The sequence below is a fragment of the Streptomyces narbonensis genome (assembly GCF_014649015.1).
Classification (GTDB): Bacteria; Actinomycetota; Actinomycetes; order Streptomycetales; family Streptomycetaceae; genus Streptomyces; species Streptomyces narbonensis.
Window position 1 is genome coordinate 30,308 of sequence record NZ_BMSF01000003.1, and the last position, 15,963, is coordinate 46,270.

The 15,963-nt window shown below is 72.5% G+C and carries 15 protein-coding genes; 7 read left to right on the forward strand and 8 right to left on the reverse strand.

Annotated elements, in window-relative coordinates; translation table 11 throughout:
• Positions 1-232: 232 nt before the first annotated feature.
• On the forward strand, positions 233-1,774 hold the full coding sequence (locus IE124_RS06160) for a S8 family peptidase (RefSeq protein WP_189505636.1): 1,542 nt from the start codon (positions 233-235) through the stop codon (positions 1,772-1,774).
• Between the two features lie 95 nt (positions 1,775-1,869).
• A complete protein-coding gene (locus tag IE124_RS06165) occupies positions 1,870-3,168 on the forward strand; it encodes a CoA transferase (RefSeq protein WP_189505638.1) in 1,299 nt (432 codons plus the stop codon).
• A 146-nt stretch (positions 3,169-3,314) separates the two neighbouring features.
• On the opposite strand, the gene IE124_RS06170 is transcribed toward IE124_RS06165, so the two are convergent.
• From IE124_RS06170 to IE124_RS06205, 8 genes are all read right to left on the reverse strand, one after another.
• Entirely contained in the window at positions 3,315-4,358 is a 1,044-nt protein-coding gene (locus tag IE124_RS06170; protein ID WP_189505641.1) for a zinc-dependent alcohol dehydrogenase family protein, read from the reverse strand.
• An 18-nt stretch (positions 4,359-4,376) separates the two neighbouring features.
• Positions 4,377-5,057 (reverse strand): lysoplasmalogenase, encoded by a 681-nt coding sequence (locus tag IE124_RS06175; protein ID WP_189505643.1) that lies wholly within the window; start codon positions 5,055-5,057, stop codon positions 4,377-4,379.
• Positions 5,054-5,935 (reverse strand): sterol desaturase family protein, encoded by an 882-nt coding sequence (locus tag IE124_RS06180; protein ID WP_189505645.1) that lies wholly within the window; start codon positions 5,933-5,935, stop codon positions 5,054-5,056. The genes IE124_RS06175 and IE124_RS06180 overlap by 4 nt, the downstream gene beginning before the upstream one ends.
• 105 nt (positions 5,936-6,040) lie before the next feature.
• A complete protein-coding gene (locus IE124_RS06185; protein WP_229832209.1) occupies positions 6,041-6,769 on the reverse strand; it encodes a VIT1/CCC1 transporter family protein in 729 nt (242 codons plus the stop codon).
• A 24-nt stretch (positions 6,770-6,793) separates the two neighbouring features.
• Positions 6,794-8,017, reverse strand: coding sequence for an amidohydrolase family protein (locus tag IE124_RS06190; protein WP_229832212.1), 1,224 nt, complete (start codon positions 8,015-8,017; stop codon positions 6,794-6,796).
• A gap of 14 nt (positions 8,018-8,031) precedes the next feature.
• A complete protein-coding gene (locus IE124_RS06195; RefSeq protein ID WP_189505650.1) occupies positions 8,032-9,315 on the reverse strand; it encodes an amidohydrolase family protein in 1,284 nt (427 codons plus the stop codon).
• Positions 9,316-9,328: 13 nt separating this feature from the next.
• Complete coding sequence (locus tag IE124_RS06200) at positions 9,329-10,273, reverse strand: SDR family NAD(P)-dependent oxidoreductase (RefSeq protein WP_189505652.1); 945 nt, start codon at positions 10,271-10,273, stop codon at positions 9,329-9,331.
• Positions 10,273-11,070, reverse strand: coding sequence for an acetoacetate decarboxylase family protein (locus tag IE124_RS06205; RefSeq protein WP_189505654.1), 798 nt, complete (start codon positions 11,068-11,070; stop codon positions 10,273-10,275). The genes IE124_RS06200 and IE124_RS06205 overlap by 1 nt, the downstream gene beginning before the upstream one ends.
• Positions 11,071-11,179: 109 nt before the next feature.
• On the opposite strand from IE124_RS06205, the gene IE124_RS06210 reads away from it, so the two are divergent.
• The 5 genes from IE124_RS06210 (at position 11,180) to IE124_RS06230 (ending at position 15,957) form a co-directional block, all read left to right on the forward strand.
• The gene (locus tag IE124_RS06210) at positions 11,180-11,848 is read left to right on the forward strand and encodes a TetR/AcrR family transcriptional regulator (protein WP_189505656.1); all 669 of its coding nucleotides are present in this window, start codon (positions 11,180-11,182) and stop codon (positions 11,846-11,848) included.
• The gene (locus tag IE124_RS06215; RefSeq protein ID WP_055644256.1) at positions 11,845-12,843 is read left to right on the forward strand and encodes a DEDDh family exonuclease; all 999 of its coding nucleotides are present in this window, start codon (positions 11,845-11,847) and stop codon (positions 12,841-12,843) included. The genes IE124_RS06210 and IE124_RS06215 overlap by 4 nt, the downstream gene beginning before the upstream one ends.
• Positions 12,844-12,906: 63 nt before the next feature.
• Complete coding sequence (locus IE124_RS06220; protein ID WP_189505659.1) at positions 12,907-13,140, forward strand: metallothionein; 234 nt, start codon at positions 12,907-12,909, stop codon at positions 13,138-13,140.
• A 125-nt stretch (positions 13,141-13,265) separates the two neighbouring features.
• Entirely contained in the window at positions 13,266-14,105 is an 840-nt protein-coding gene (locus IE124_RS06225) for an SURF1 family cytochrome oxidase biogenesis protein (RefSeq protein WP_189505660.1), read from the forward strand.
• A 34-nt stretch (positions 14,106-14,139) separates the two neighbouring features.
• Positions 14,140-15,957, forward strand: a complete 1,818-nt coding sequence (locus IE124_RS06230; RefSeq protein WP_189505661.1) for a glycoside hydrolase family 15 protein — start codon at positions 14,140-14,142, stop codon at positions 15,955-15,957.
• Positions 15,958-15,963 lie beyond the last annotated feature (6 nt).

A 15,963-nucleotide genomic window follows, 5' to 3' on the forward strand; every position in this document is an offset into this window, starting at 1 on the left:
GGGCCTCACCAGGGGTGCGGGAACGGGGGCGCCGATCGGAGCCCCTCCCCTGTCCAACGGCACGGAGCCGGAAGCGAAGTGGTTCACGCGAGGGATTTATTCGCACGGATCTTCATGAAGTCTTCTCAACTCATTGAAGCGGCGGGAAGATCAGCGATAGCTTCACTCGTCATGCACCTGTCCGCGCGTAAACCCGCGCGCGGACAGTACATACGGATGATGTGGAGAACCCATGGCTCATCTGGGATCGAGGCGCGGCCGAGCTCTTGCTCTGCCTGCTGGTCTCGCGCTCACGGCCTCGCTCGGCTTCCTTCCCTCCGGCGCCGCCTCCGCCGCGGATCTGAGTGACGCTCCGGCTGCGGCCGTCGCCGCGACGAACGGGCCGAAGCTCTCGTACGTCGTCAACGTCGCGGGTGGCCGCTGGACCGCCGCCTCGGTGAAGAAGGCGATCGCCGCCGCCGGCGGAGAGGTCGTCATCTCGTACGACAAGATAGGCGTGATAGTCGTCCACTCGCAGAACCCCGAGTTCGCGAAGACGATCCGCCAGGCGCGTGGCGTGGTGTCGGCCGGTTCGACCCGTACCGCCCCGCTCTCCGTCCAGACCGACACCTCGGTCGACGAGGGCGCTCAGACGCTGTCCGCGGCCGAGGCCAAGGCCGCCGCGGCCAAGGCCACGGACGAGCAGGACCCGCTGGAGCCCCTGCAGTGGGACCTGCCCGCCATCAAGGCGGACAAGGCGCACCAGAAGACGCTGGGCAGCAAGCGCGTGACCGTCGCCGTCATCGACACGGGCGTCGACGACACACACCCGGACCTGGCGCCGAACTTCGACGTCAAGGCCTCCGCGAACTGCGTGTCCGGCAAGCCGGACACCACCGCCGGCTCGTGGCGTCCGAACCCGGGCGAGAGCGACCACGGCACGCACGTCGCCGGCACGATCGCCGCCGCCAAGAACGGCATCGGCATGACCGGCGTCGCCCCGGGCGTCAAGGTCTCGGGCATCAAGGTGTCGACCCCGGACGGCTTCTTCTACACCGAGGCCGTGGTCTGCGGCTTCATGTGGGCGGCCGAGCAGGGCGTCGAGATCACGAACAACAGCTACTACACCGACCCGTGGATGTTCGCCTGCAAGAACGACGAGGACCAGAAGGCCCTCATCGAGGCGGTCACCCGTGCGACCCGGTACGCGGAGAAGAAGGGCACGGTCAACGTCGCCGCGGCCGGCAACTCCAAGTTCGACCTGGCTGCCGACTCGATCGTCGACAACAGCAGCCCGAACGACACCACGCCCGGCGACCGGGTCATCGACCCGAAGGAGTGCCTCGACTACCCGGCCATGCTGCCGGGCGTCGTCACGGTCTCCGCGACCGGAGCCAAGGACCTCAAGGCGTCCTACTCCAACTACGGTCTCGGCGTGATCGACGTCGCCGCCCCCGGCGGTGACCGCACCGAGTACCAGACCCCGGACGCCCCGGCGGTCAACGGCCGCATCCTGTCGACCACGGTCAACGGCGGCTACAACTACAAGGCCGGCACGTCGATGGCCTCGCCGCACGCGGCGGGCGTCCTCGCGCTGATCAAGTCGACGCACCCCTACGCGAGCCCGGCGGCCCTCAAGGCGCTGCTGTACGCGCAGGCCGACGACCGCGCCTGCACCAACCCGTACGACATCGAGGGGGACGGCAAGATCGACGCCGTCTGTGAGGGTGGCAAGAACAAGAACGGCTTCTACGGGGCCGGTCTGATCGACGCGCTGGACGCTGTCCGCCGCTAGTCATCTGCGAGGGGCCCTGGTGCGGTGTGCCGCACCAGGGCCCTTTCGCATGACGCCGTGGCACTGAGTGCCACGTGCCGTGCCATAGTGCTGTCATGGACAACACACCACGTTCCGGTACGGAGTTGCTGTGGTCGGCTCTCGGCGGCGATCCCGCCCTGGTGGACCGTGTGGAGTACGGCGGGACCTCCGGGCTGCTGCCCGCGCGGCTGCCGGTGATGGACCTGGCGCGGGCCGCGGTCGCGGTCTGCTCGCTCGCCGCGGTGGAGCACGCGGGGCTCCCGGGGCCGGTGCGGGTGGACGACGGGGCGGTCGCCACGGCCTTCGTGAGCGAGCGTCATCTGCGGGTCGACGGGCGGGCGCCGGTGAGCTTCGCGCCGCTGTCGCGGTTCTGGCGGGCGTCGGACGGCTGGGTCCGTACGCATGCCAATTACCCGCACCACCGGGCCGCGTTGCTCGTGGCGCTGGGTGTCCCCGACTCCGTCGAGGCGGTGGCCGGGGCCATCGGCGAGCGGAAGGCCGTCGAGGTCGAGAGCGCGGTGTACGCGGCCGGGGGCCTGGCCGTCGCCCTGCGCACGCCCTCGGAGTGGGCGGAGCACCCGCAGGGCCGGGAGGTGGCGGCCCGGCCGCTGCTGACCCGGGAGCGGCTCGACGAGGCCCCGCCGCGGCGCCGCTCGGGTCCGCTCCGGGTGCTCGATCTGACCCGGGTGATCGCCGGACCCGTCGCGACGCGGACGCTGGCGCTGCTCGGGGCGGACGTGCTGCGGATCGATCCGCCGGGCAACCCCGAGCTGCCGGACCAGCACGCGGACACGAATGTCGGGAAGCGGACCGCGGCCCTCGATCTGGAGCGGCCGTCGGACCGGCGCACCTTCGACGAACTCCTGGACGCGGCGGACGTCTTGGTCACCGGCTACCGGCCGGGCGCGCTCGACCGGTTCGGCCTCGACCGGCCCGGCCTGGTGACCGCGCGGCTGTCGGCCTGGGGCGACTACGGGCCGTGGGGCGAGCGGCGCGGCTTCGACTCCCTGGTGCAGGTGGCGACGGGCATCGCCGTGACCGAGGGCTCGGCGGAGGAGCCGGGGACCCTTCCGGCGCAGGCCCTGGACCACGGGACGGGGTATCTGCTCGCGGCGGCGGTGCTGCGGTCGCTGACGGAGCAGCGCGCGGAGGGCGGCGGCCGGCTCGTGCGCATGGCACTCGCCCAGACGGGCCACTGGCTGACGACCGCGCTGCCGCGGTACGAGCCCGAGCGGTACGTCACCGAGTCGGACGGCCCGCTGGGGCGGCTGCGGCACGCGCTGTCGCCGGTCTCGTACGAGGGCGGCCCGACGAACTGGACCCGGCCCCCGGGTCTGGCCGGGGCGGACGCGCCGGAGTGGCCGGGGGCCTGACGGACGCGGCGGCCGTACAGGGGGCGGGCGGGGCCGGGAGCCCGGCAACAGGGCCTGGGACCACCCGTCCCGCCCTGCGGGACGACTGCCCACACGAGGCCGGGCCTGACGGCGACAGCGCGCCGCACAGGGCGGAGCGGAGTCGCTTACGGCTTGATCAGGACCTTGAGGGCCGTGCGGTCGTCCATCGCCTTGTAGCCGGCGGGGACTCCGTCCAGGTCGACCGTCAGGTCGAAGACCGGGGACGGGTCGATCGTGCCGGCGAGGACGTCCGGCAGCAGTTCCGGGATGTAGGCGCGGACCGGGGCCACACCGCCGCGCAGCGCGATGTTGCGGTCGAACATGACGGAGAGGTCGAGGCCGGTGCCGCTGCCGTGGGGCACACCGACGTAGCCGATGGAGCCGCCGTCGCGGGTGATGGCCACCGCCGTGCGCATGGACTGCTCGGTGCCGACCGCCTCGATCACGCCGTGGGCGCCCTGGCCGCCGGTGAGTTCGCGGACGGCGGCCTCGGCGGCCTCGCCGCGCTCGGCGACGACGTCGGTGGCGCCGAAGGCGCGGGCGATGTCCGTACGGGCGGTGTGGCGGCCGAGCGCGATGATCCGCTCCGCACCGAGGCGCTTGGCGGCGAGGACGCCGCAGAGGCCGACGGCGCCGTCGCCGACGACCGCGACGGTGGAGCCGGGCTTCACGCCCGCGCCGAGGGCCGCGTGGTGGCCCGTGCCCAGGACGTCGGAGAGGGCGAGCAGCGCGGTCAGCAGGTGGTCGTCGGAGGCGGCGTCGGCGGGGAGCTTGACGAGGGTGCCGTCGGCGAAGGGGACGCGGACGGCCTCGCCCTGGCCGCCGTCGGAGCCGACGGAGCCCCAGAAGCCACCGCGCGGGCAGGAGGTGTGGAGGCCCTCGGCGCAGTAGTCACAGGTGCCGTCGGACCAGACGAAGGGCGCGACGACGAGGTCGCCGGCGGCGAAGCCGGTGACCTCGGAGCCGGCCGCCTCGACGATGCCGAGGAACTCGTGGCCGATGCGCTGGCCGGGCTGCCGGGCGGACTCGCCCTTGTAGGCCCACAGGTCGCTGCCGCAGATGCAGGCGCGCAGCACGCGCAGGACGACGTCGGTGGGGTCCTGGACCACCGGGTCGGGCACGTCCTCCACGCGCATGTCGAACGGGGCGTGGATGGTGGTGGCGCGCATGGGGGGTGGTCCTTGCTGTCAGACGGTTGTACGACGTTCACCGTACATCGCGGAGAGCACTCCCACCGTCAGCAGGTACTGCGCCGCGATGTAGGTCAGCATGACCCAGAAGTCGGGCGCCGGCAGCTGGGGCCACTCGGCGACGCCGGTGGCGATGAGCGTGTCGGACAGCAGGAACAGGGCGCCGCCGAGGCCGGCCAGGAGGCCGAGGGCGCTCGCGCGGTACGCCATCGCGGTGAGCAGCAGCGAGTACCCGGCGACGGGGATCCGCAGCTCGGCGGGGAGGTCGGGCCAGAGGAGCGCGATCGTGGTCAGCAGCGCGACGGCGTATCCGGCGCCGAGGAGCGGAGACGTGCGCCTCCGCCCGAAGTGGAGCAGATAGCAGACGTGCCCGACGGCGAAGGAGCCCATCCCGACGAGGAAGGCCCAGTCGGCGTCGGAGAGCAGGAAGAGGTCGCCGCCCCAGCCGAGCAGGAGCGCGGCGACCAGGAGCTTCGGGGCGCCCCTGGTGACGGCGTACGCGGCGAGCAGGGGCATCAGGAGCGGCTTGGCCAGCTGGTGGCCCAGCTCGGCGCCCGCGAGGAGCGAGCCCAGGTCGACGGCCGCGGCGAGGCCGAAGGCGGCGAGCAGGGCCTGGGAAGCGGACGAGGAGGTCGGGGAGAGCGGGACGGCTCGGGCCGCCGTTTCTTCGGTGCTCATGCCGCCGCCTCCGGCGTCGCGCCGGACCGCGGGGACTGTTCCCGCACGGGTCCCGGTTGCCAGCCCGGGCCGCGGAAGACCCGGCCGGCCCGCTCGCGCCAGTCGCGCGCGGAGCGGACGTCGCGGGCGATGGCGGCGTACTCGTGGGTGGCGACGCGCAGGGGGTTGTACGTCTCGATGTTCTTGGTGAGCCCGTAGACGGGCCGGTCGGTCTCGCCGACCCAGGAGCCGAACACCCGGTCCCAGACGATGAGGATCCCGCCGAAGTTCCGGTCCAGGTAGCCGCCCTGGGAGGCGTGGTGGACGCGGTGGTGGGACGGGGTGTTGAGGACGTACTCGAAGGGGCGCGGCAGCTTGCCGACCCGCTCGGTGTGGATCCAGAACTGGTAGACGAGGTTGACCGAGGAGCAGAAGGCGAGCGCGGCCGGGTGGACGCCGAGCGCGATCATCGGCAGGTAGAAGGGCCAGGAGGTGAAACCGGTCCAGGGCTGGCGCAGGGCGGTGGAGAGGTTGAACCTGCGGCTGCTGTGGTGCACGACGTGGCTGGCCCACAGGACGCGGATGACGTGGTGCCCGCGGTGCGACCAGTAGTAGAAGAAGTCCTGGGCGAGCAGCATCAGCGGGATCGTCCACCACAGGACGGGCGCGCGGAGCGGAGTGAGCTCGTGGACGGCGGCGTAGATCGCGACGATCGGGATCTTCCACACGAGGTCGACGAAGAGGCTCCCGAGTCCCATGCCGATGCTGGTGGCGGCGTCCTTGGCCTCGTACCCGGCGGCGTCGTCGTCGGGGCGGAGGCGGTAGCTGACCATCTCGACGACGGTGAGCAGGACGAACGCCGGTATGGACCAGAGCACGACATCGGGCAGGTTCGGCATGCCGATGACGGTAGGGGTGAGGGTCGGGGTGCGGATAGACGTGGTTACCAACAAGTATGCGAGACGAGTTGTCAGCAAGCCTTGGAACCTTCTGACAAGACACCCCTAGATTCCCGTCGCCCCCAGCAACGAACCCGCGCCGTAGGTGACCGCCATGGCCAGGGCGCCGCCCGCCACGTTCCGGAGGATGGCACGGCCGGCGGGGGCCTCGCCCAGGCGGGCGCTCCACCAGCCGGTGAAGGTCAGGGCCGCGAGGACGCTGACGACCGTGACCCAGAGGCGGGCGGAGGCCGGGGGCAGGACGATCGCGAGGAGGGGCAGCAGGGCGCCGACGGTGAAGGCGAGGAAGCTCGCGGCGGCCGCGTGCCAGGGGATCGTGAGCCGGTCCGGGTCGATGCCCAGCTCCACGCGCGCGTGGGCGCGCAGGGCGTCGCGCTCGGTGAGCTGTTCGGCGGCCTCGCGGGCCACGTCGGCGGAGAGGCCGCGGGCCGCCAGGAGGCCGGTCAGCTCGGCGAGTTCCGCTTCCGGGTCCTCCCGCAGTTCGCGCTTCTCCTGCGCGAGGGCGGCCTCCTCGGAGTCGCGCTGGGTGGAGACCGAGACGTACTCCCCCGCCGCCATCGACATCGATCCGGCGAGCAGTCCCGCGAGACCGGCGGTGAGCAGCGCCGCCTGGGACTCGGTGGCCCCGGCGACGCCGACGACGAGGCCCGCGGTGGAGACGACTCCGTCGTTGGCTCCGAGCACGGCCGCCCGGAGCCAGTTGAGACGGGAGCCGAGGCCTCCGCCGTGGGCCTCGTGTGCGGATGCGTCGATGTCCTCGGGTGCGTCGGTCACGTCAGGAGCGTCGCACCCGGCGGGTCACCAGACGCGTACCGACCCGCCCGGGGCGAAGGCCGGGCTGGTGGCGCCCGCGGGGACCTCCTTCAGGGGTTCAGCGACCTCCTCGACCGTCGGCCCGTGGACGGCGGCGAGGGCGTCGAGCAGCCGGAGGTCGAAGCCGTAGACGCGGGCGGCGTTGCCCCCCACCATGGCGGCCACCTCCTCCCTGGGGAGGCCCGCGTAGGCGATGCGGAGGCCTTCGCGGGAGTACGGGGTGGTGCCCTCGTCGTGCGGGTAGTCGGTGCCCCACATGATCTTGTCCAGGCCGATCCGCTCGCGCAGCGGCACCTCGTGCGGGCGCATGAAGCTCGCGCCCACGAAGCAGTTGTCGCGCCAGACCTCGCTGGGGCCCTTGCCCATGGACTCCGCGAGCCCGGCGCCGAACTTGGACTCGGCGGTGGAGGCCTTCGTCGCGGCCGACACCAGACGCCCGTGGTAGTAGTCCAGCATGTCGAGCACGCCAGGGATCCAGCCCGAGCCCTGTTCGGTCAGGACCAGCTTGAGCCCCGGGTGGCGCCGGAACGCACCGCCGAAGACCAGGTGCCACAGGGCCCGGTGGGAGAACCACGTCGTCTCGACCATGAAGACGGCGCGGGCCGCCGGCTCCTCCCCGAGCGGCGGCGACGCCGAACCGCCATGGTGGTTGACCGGCACGTCCAACTCCGCGCAGACCGCCCAGATCGGGTCGTACGTCTCCGAGTACAGCTCCGGGACGGGCGAGCCCGGCGGGACACCGGGGAGCAGGATGCCGCCGGTGAGCCCCGCCTCGCGGGTGCGGCGGATCTCCGCGGCCGCCGCCTCCACGTCGTTGAGGAGGATCTGCGCCACGCCCGCCCTGCGCCCCGGCGCGTCCGCGCAGAAGTCGGCCAGCCAGCGGTTGTGCGCCTGGAGCCCGGCCCAGCGCTGCTCGTACTCGGCGCGGGTGGGCGGCTGCGCCATCAGCGAGGCCTTGGGGAAGAACGGCGGGATGGTGTTGGGGAAGACGACCTCGGCGACGACGCCGTCCTGCTCCAGCTCGCTCAGCCGGCGCTGCGAGTTCCAGTTGCGGTCGGCGGTGTCGGCCAGGAGGTCCTCGTACGGGTTGACGTACGTCGCCGCCCAGGCGTCGAAGTCGTCGTGGTGCTTCTTCTCCAGGTACGGCCGGTAGTCCAGCAGGTCGGCGCCCGCGTGGCAGTCGGCCGAGATGACGGTGTACCTGTCCATCGGCTCGCCCCCCATCAGTTCGTCCCGAGGACCGGGAAGTCGTTCTCGGTCAGCCAGTGGCGGCCCACCTCGCGCGAGCGGGCCCAGGAGGCCTCCACGGCCGCCTGGTCGGCCGACTGGCCGAGGTCGGCGGGGGTGGGGCCGATCCGGCGGGCGATCGGTTCAAGGGCCGGCAGGTCGAAACCGAAGACCTCCGCCGCCGCGAGCCCCAGCATCCGCCGGGTCTCCGCCACGGGGATGTCGTGGAAGGTGTTCCGCAGCCACGCGCGCGTGGCGGGCCAGGTCCCCTCCGGGTGCGGGAAGTCCGAACCCCACAGGATGTTGTCGACGCCGATCTCGTAGCGCTGGGCGAGCTCGCGCCGCTTGGTGTTGGTCGCGCAGACGAAGACCTGCCGGTCCAGGTACTCGCTCGGCGGCCGCTTCAACTCCGCGAACGGGGACAGCTTCTTGCCGCCGTGCGCGCCGAGGTAGAGCCGGTCCATGAACCAGAGCAGGTTGGGCAGCCACCAGCAGCCGGACTCGGCGACGCCGAACCTCAGGCCGGGGTGGCGCTCGAAGACCCCGGACCAGAGCAGGAACCAGAGGGGCCTGGCCGGCCAGAAGGTGACCTCGGAGACGTAGATCCCGAGGTGGTCGCCGTACTCCTCGCGGGGCGCGGCGCCGGAGTGGGTGACGACCGGCATGCCGGTCTCGGCGGCGGCCGCCCACACGGGGTCGTACCGCCGGTCGTGGTACGGAGCCTTGTCGACCCACATGGAGGGGATCATGAGCGCGCCCAGTCCGGACTCCTTGGCCCGGTGGATCTCGGCGACGACCTCGACGGGGTCGGCGGTGACGGGGAGCAGCGCCACCCCGCAGTGCCGCTCGGGATTCTGACCGACGAACTCGGCGAGCCAGCGGTTGTGCGCCTTCGCGCCCGCCATGCCGAGCACCGGGTCCTGGTCGCCGGAGAGGCCGAGGCCCACGCCGAAGGGAGCGGCGGTCTGGCTGTCGACGGCGTCCGCGTCGGGGAAGACGACCTCGGCCGCGACCCCGTCGCCGTCGAGTTCCTTGAGCCGCTGGGCGGCGTCCCAGCCGCCGCGCAGCCCCTCCTCGTTGTCGTGGAACCACTTGTCGGCGAAGGCCTCGTTGCGCACGCCGAGGCGGGTCATCGCCTCGCGGCGCGCGTCGCGGCCGGCGAGGAACTCGTCGAAGGCGCGGTGGTGGCGGGACTCCAGATAGGGCCGGTACTGCTCGGTGGGCAGTCCGGCGTGACAGTCGGAGGAGATGATCAGATAGGGATCCTCGTACGTCGTCATGGCGGTACGCCCCTCAGTCACGGTCTCGGTCACGGTCTCGGTCTGGGTCCTGCTCCTGGTCCCGGTCCTGGTCCCGGTCGAGGATGAAGCTCTCCAGGTACGACGGGTTGGCGCGGTCGAGCATCGACCGCGAGCGCGCCCGGATCTGGCCGTCGCTGTGCTCGCTCTCCGGCAGCATCCAGAACCGGTCGGCGCGGATGCCCTCGACGACCAGCTCGGCGACGTCCTCCACCGGGGTGAAGGCGATCTCCTGCCCGGCCTCCTTCATCGCGGCCTCCCACTGGTCGAGGCTGCGGTACGGGCTCCTGCGCGGGCGCTCCTTCGCGAAGCGCTCGGGCCGGTTGCGGTGCGACTCCCACAGGCCGGTGCGGAGCATGTGCGGGCCGGGGAAGAGCACGGAGGCGCCCACGCGCGCGTGCTCGGCCCGCAGGTGGGCGTAGAGCGATTCGGTCATCGTGACGACGGCCGCCTTGGTGACCGCGTACACGGAGGCGGTGGGCAGCGGGGCGATGCCGCCGTCGGCGGAGGAGGTGTTGACGACGTGGCCCGGCTCGCCGCTCGCGATCATGCGCGGGAGGAAGGCCTGGATGCCGTGGAAGACTCCCCAGACGTTGACGGAGAACGCCCATTTCCAGTCGTTCGGTTCGTGCTCCCACATCCGGCCCTCGGCGCCGGAGCCGACCCCGGCGTTGTTGCAGAGGACGTGGACGGCGCCGAAGGTGTCGTACGCCGCGTCCGCGAGGGCCCGGACCTCCTCGGGGTCGGAGACGTCGACCGTGCGGGCGAGGATCTGCGCCCCGTCCTCCATCAGCTCGTCGGCGGCCTCCGCGAGGGCGCCCGGCTCGACGTCCCCGAGGACGACGGACATGCCCTCGGCGGCGAAGCGGCGGGCCATGGCGAGCCCGATGCCGCTCGCCGCGCCCGTGACGACGGCGACCTGTCCCGCGCGCAGCTCCATCAGACACTCCCTTCCGGGGGGCCGTCGAGGATCTGCAGCGGGTCGTCGTACCGCTGGTGGATGTAGGGCAGCAGCGCCTGCGCGGAGACGCGTTCGGCGACCGTGCCCCGCTGGTCGGTGGTCTTCTCGCCGATCGTGATCTCGACGAGCCGGCGTACGGGAAGGTCGGCCACCGGGTCGTACATGGACTCGCGCAGGACCACGTCCCCGGTGACCCGCTCCAGCTTCCGCACCTTCTCGTTGCGGACGCAGTGGACGAGGACGGGGTCGGCGTCGAAGCCGGTGCCGTCGACGCCCGGCAGGAACTTGAAGTAGAAGTCGGTCTTCTCGACGGGCTCCGGCAGCGGCAGCGGGCCGGAGACGGCGCCGCGCACCTCGACGAAGGCGATGCCGTGCCGGGCCAGGGCCGCGCGGACGACGAGTCCTTCGCGCTCCACGGTGACCTCGCCCAGCTTCTTCGGTTCGCCGAAGACCTCGCGCCCGCCGATCAGGGCGCGCTCGTGGGTCATCGGCATGACCAGCGGGTACCAGCCCTCGCGGTCGCCGTGGGCGGCGGCGACCGCCACGGAGCCGGCGCCCAGGGGGTAGCCGGGGAGGTCGACCTGGCTGATGTTGGCGCGGACGAGCGGGCGTGCCGTGGGTTTCAGCGGGGGCGGCAGGATCGCCGCGACGACGTCGGGGTCGGTCTCCCAGACGGCGACCACTCCCGTGGACCAGATGTCGGGGAGCTTCGCGCTCTTCGTGCGCGCCGCCGCGATCTCGGCGTCGGTGCGCGCCCCGTACCGTACTCGTGCCATGACGTACCACCCTTCGGGAAGGTCCCCCGGACAGTCGGCCTGTAACACAGTTACACCGTCACCGATGAAGGGTAAAGACCCGTGCACGCCAAGGAGTTGGGGGAGAGTGATGGCACGCTCGGCACTGAGCCGCGACGAGGTCCTGGACACCGCGGCCGCCCTGGTGAGGGAGCACGGCCCGGCCGCCCTGACGATGCGCAGGCTCGCCGCCGAGCTGGGCACGGCGGTCACCTCGATCTACTGGCACGTCGGCAACCGGGAGTCGCTCCTCGACGCGCTCGTCACCCGCACGGTCACCGACCTGGGTACGATCCGGCCGCGGGGGACGACCCCCGCCGAGCGGATCGTCTCGGTCGCCCGCGCGCTCCGGCGCGCTCTGCGCGAGCGGCCGCACCTCGTGGCGATGGTCCACGAACGGGGTCTGACGGAGCGGATGTTCCTGCCGGCCCAGCGCGCCCTGGCCCATGAGGCCCACGCGGCGGGGCTGCGCGGGGCGCACGCGGCGCGGGCCGTCCGCGCGCTGCAGTTCCAGGTCGTCGGCTACGTCCTGGTGGAGCGCAACCGCGAGCGTGCCCCCGCCCAGTCCCCCGCCGAGGAGGAGCTGTGGCGCGCGGAGGCGGCCGGGTCGGACGCCGAGCTGGCCCGGGCCCTGGCGGCGCCGATCGACACCGAGGCGCTCTTCGTCGACTCGGTACGGGCGCTGGTGGACGGTCTGCTCGCCGGGGCCTCCGGGGACACCGGGGACGGCGCTGTCGGTCGCGGGCCGTATTCTCATTGACCATGCTCGACGACCGTACGACAGCAGCGACGTGGCCGGCCGCCTACCCACAGGGGTACGCGGTCGTCGACGTGGAGACCACCGGCCTCGCCCGCGACGACCGGATAGTGTCGGCTGCCGTCTACCGGCTGGACGCCCAGGGGAACGTCGAGGACCACTGGTACACGCTCGTCAATCCGGAGCGCGACCCCGGTCCCGTCTGGATCCACGGGCTGACCAGCGACGTCCTGGAGGGCGCGCCGCTCTTCCCGGAGATCGCGGCGGAGTTCGCGGCCCGGCTCGACGGCCGGGTCCTCGTCGCGCACAACGCGATGTTCGACTGGCAGATGATCGCCAGGGAGTACGCGCGCGCCGAGCGGACCGCGCCCGTGCGGCAGCGCCTGTGCACGATCGCGCTCGCCAAGGAACTGTCGCTGCCGCTGCCCAACCACAAGCTGGCGACGCTCGCCGCGCACTTCGGCGTCGTCCAGCAGCGCGCGCACAACGCGCTGGACGACGCGCGGGTCCTCGCCGAGGCGTTCCGGCCGAGCCTGCACGCGGCGGCCGAGCGGAACGTCCGGCTGCCGCTGCTGGAGTGCCGGCCGCTGACGGAGTGGGCCGGGGCCCCGGCGCAGCCCCGGATCGGCCACCAGGGTTCGTACGCGGCGCCGTCGTCGTCCGCGTACCGCATGAACTCCTGGCGCCCCTCCCGGAAGCGCCCCGCCTGCCCCTACCCCAACCCCGGGCGGTACGAGACGGACCGGCCGCTCAAGCAGGGCATGCGGGTGGCCTTCTCCGGCGACACCTCCGTCGACCGGGAGCTCCTGGAGGACCGCACGGTCGAGGCGGGGCTCCATGTCGCCACCAGCGTCTCCCGGCTGACGAGCCTGCTCGTCACGAACGACCCGGACGCGCCCACCTCCAAGACGCTGAAGGCCAAGTCCTTCGGGACGCCGGTCGTCGACGAGGCCGCCTACACGCAGCTGCTGCGGGACGTGGCCCCGGCAGACGGGTGACGCGCGGGGCCGGGTGGGCGTGGCTCGCCGCTCCCGCCCGCCGGGAGCTCCACCCTGTGGCGCATGGCACGTTGTGAGGTCTGCGGAAACGATTACGGCATGTCCTTCGAGGTCCATGCCCAGGGTGCGGTGCACGTCTTCGACTGCTTCTCGTGCGCCATCCACCGCATGGCGCCCATCTGTGAGCACTGCCGCGTCCAGATCATCGGACAGGGCGTCGAGAGCGAGGGCAGCTGGTACTGCGGCGCCCACTGCGCCCGCGCGGAGGGAAAGGTGGGCATCGTGGACAGGGTGTGATCCGGCCGGGTCCACGGCTCCGGCCCGGCACACCGATCCGAGGAAACGATCCTGGGGCCCGCGGCTCCCCGGGTCGGCCGAACCCCGCCGCACGCACCCCATGACCCCGGTTGTACCGTCATGGGGTGTACCGCTTCCTGTTGTCCCGGCAGTGGGTGATCCTCACCCTCATCGCGCTCGTCCTCGTCCCCACGATGATCGAGCTGGGCTTCTGGCAGTTCCACCGGCACGAACGCCGTGTGACCCAGAACGCCCTGATCGCCGACAACCTCAAGGCGAAGCCGGTCCCGGTCGAGGAGCTCACCTCCCCCGGCCACACCGTCCCGCGCGCCGACTACTGGCGGCAGGTCACCGCCACCGGCACCTTCGACACCGCCCACGAGGTGGTCGTCCGCCGGCGCACCTCCACCGACGACCGGGTGGGCGTGCACGTCCTGAGCCCGCTGGTCCTGCGGGACGGCCGGGTCCTCCTGGTCAACCGCGGCTGGGTGCCCGCCGCCGCCGAGCAGCGGGCGTACCCGCCGGTCCCGCCCGCGCCCAAGGGCGAGGTCACCGTCACCGGCCGGCTCAAGGCCGACGAGACGACCGGCGCCAGCGGCATCAAGGACCTCAAGGGTCTGCCGGACCGTCAGGTGATGCTGATCAACAGCGAGCAGCAGGCCTCGCTCATCGGCCGCGAGGTCCTCGGCGGCTACCTCGAACTGATCACCCCCGAGTCGGCCGACGGCACCCCCGAGCCGATCGCCGAGCCCGATCACGAATCGATCGGCGCGCACATGGCGTACGCCGTGCAGTGGTGGCTCTTCGCCGCCGGGGTACCCGTCGGGTGGGTGATCCTCGTGCGCCGGGAGAAGCAGGACCGGCAGGCCGCGGCACGCGCCGAAGCCGCCGGTGGCGGGGACGGGGAAGGTGACGGGGACGCGGCCGGGGACACGGCGGAGGCCCAGGCCGCTCCGTCTCTCTGATTGACGGGCGTCACTTCCGGGAACAGCCCAAAGCGTGACGCAACGTATCGACGACTACGCCCTCATCGGCGATCTCCAGACCGCCGCGCTCGTCGGCCGTGACGGGTCGATCGACTGGCTGTGTCTGCCCCGCTTCGACTCGGCCGCCTGTTTCGCCGCGCTCCTCGGCGACGAGGACAACGGCCACTGGCAGATCGCGCCCAAGGGCGCCAAGACCTGCACGACCCGGCGCTACGCCGAGGACTCCCTCGTCCTGGAGACCTACTGGACGACCCGCACCGGCACCGTCAAGGTCGTCGACTTCATGCCCCAGCGGGACGTGTCCCCCGACGTCATGCGGATCGTGGAGGGCGTCAGCGGCACGGTCGAGATGAGCTCCGTCCTGCGGCTGCGCTTCGACTACGGATCGATCGTGCCCTGGATGCGCCGCGCCGACGGCCACCGGGTCGCGATCGCCGGGCCGGACTCCGTCTGGCTGCGCAGCGAGCCGGCCGTGAAGACCTGGGGCCAGCAGTTCGCCACCTGCTCCTCCTTCACCGTCACGGCGGGCGAGAAGGTGGCCTTCGTCCTGACCTGGCACCCCTCGCACGAGCCGCGCCCCGACCTCGTCGACCCCTTCGAGGCATTGGAGCTGTGCCTGGCGGACTGGCGGGAGTGGTCCGCCCGCTGCACCTACCGGGGCCCCCACCAGGAGGCGGTGCTGCGCTCCCTGATCACCCTGAAGGCGCTCACGTACGCCCCGACCGGCGGAATCGTCGCCGCCCCCACCACCTCCCTGCCTGAGGAGCTCGGCGGCGTACGGAACTGGGACTACCGCGCCTGCTGGCTGCGCGACTCCTCCCTCACCCTCGGCGTGCTGCTCGCCGCCGGTTACGTCGACGAGGCGGTCGCCTGGCGGGACTGGCTGCTGCGCTCGGTCGCGGGCGATCCGGCCGACCTCCAGATCATGTACGGCCCCGCCGGGGAGCGGCGGCTGCCCGAGACCACCCTGCCGTGGCTGCGCGGCTACGCGGACTCGGCGCCGGTACGGACCGGGAACGCGGCCGTGGAGCAGTTCCAGCTCGACGTGTACGGCGAGGTCCTGGACTCGCTCCACCGTGCGCGCGAGGCCGGGATCCCGGCGCAGCGCCATGCCTGGAGCCTCCAGTTGAGCCTGCTCGGCTTCCTGGAGTCGACCTGGCGGGACCCCGACGAGGGGCTGTGGGAGGTGCGCGGCCCGCGCCGCCACTTCACCCACTCGAAGGTGATGGCCTGGGTGGCCGCAGACCGGGCGGTGCGCACCCTGGAGGCGCACCCCACGCTGCCGGGCGACGCGGCGCGGTGGCGGACGATGCGCGACGAGATCCACGCCGAGGTGTGCGCGAAGGCCTACGACCCCGTCCGGAACACCTTCACCCAGTCGTACGGCTCGCAGGAGCTGGACGCCGCCACGCTGCTCATCCCCCAGGTCGGCTTCCTGCCGCCGGACGACCCCCGCGTGGTCGGGACGGTGGACGCCGTACAGGCGGAGCTGCTGCACGGCGGGTTCGTGAACCGGTACAGCACGGCCGGCGGGACGGTGGACGGGCTGCCGGGCCGGGAGGGGACGTTCCTCGTCTGCTCGTTCTGGCTGGCGGACGCACTGCGGCTGATCGGCAGGACCGAGGAGGCGCGCAAGCTCTTCGACCGGCTCGTCGCCCTCCGCAACGACGTGGGTCTCCTCGCGGAGGAGTACGACCCGGTGGCCGGGCGCCAGCTGGGCAACTTCCCGCAGGCCTTCAGCCACATCGGGCTCGTGGGCACCGCCCTCGGGCTCGCCTTCGCGGGAGAGGCGGAGGAGCCGGTGGCGAAGGAGGCGGAGGCCGGGGAGTAGGCCAGG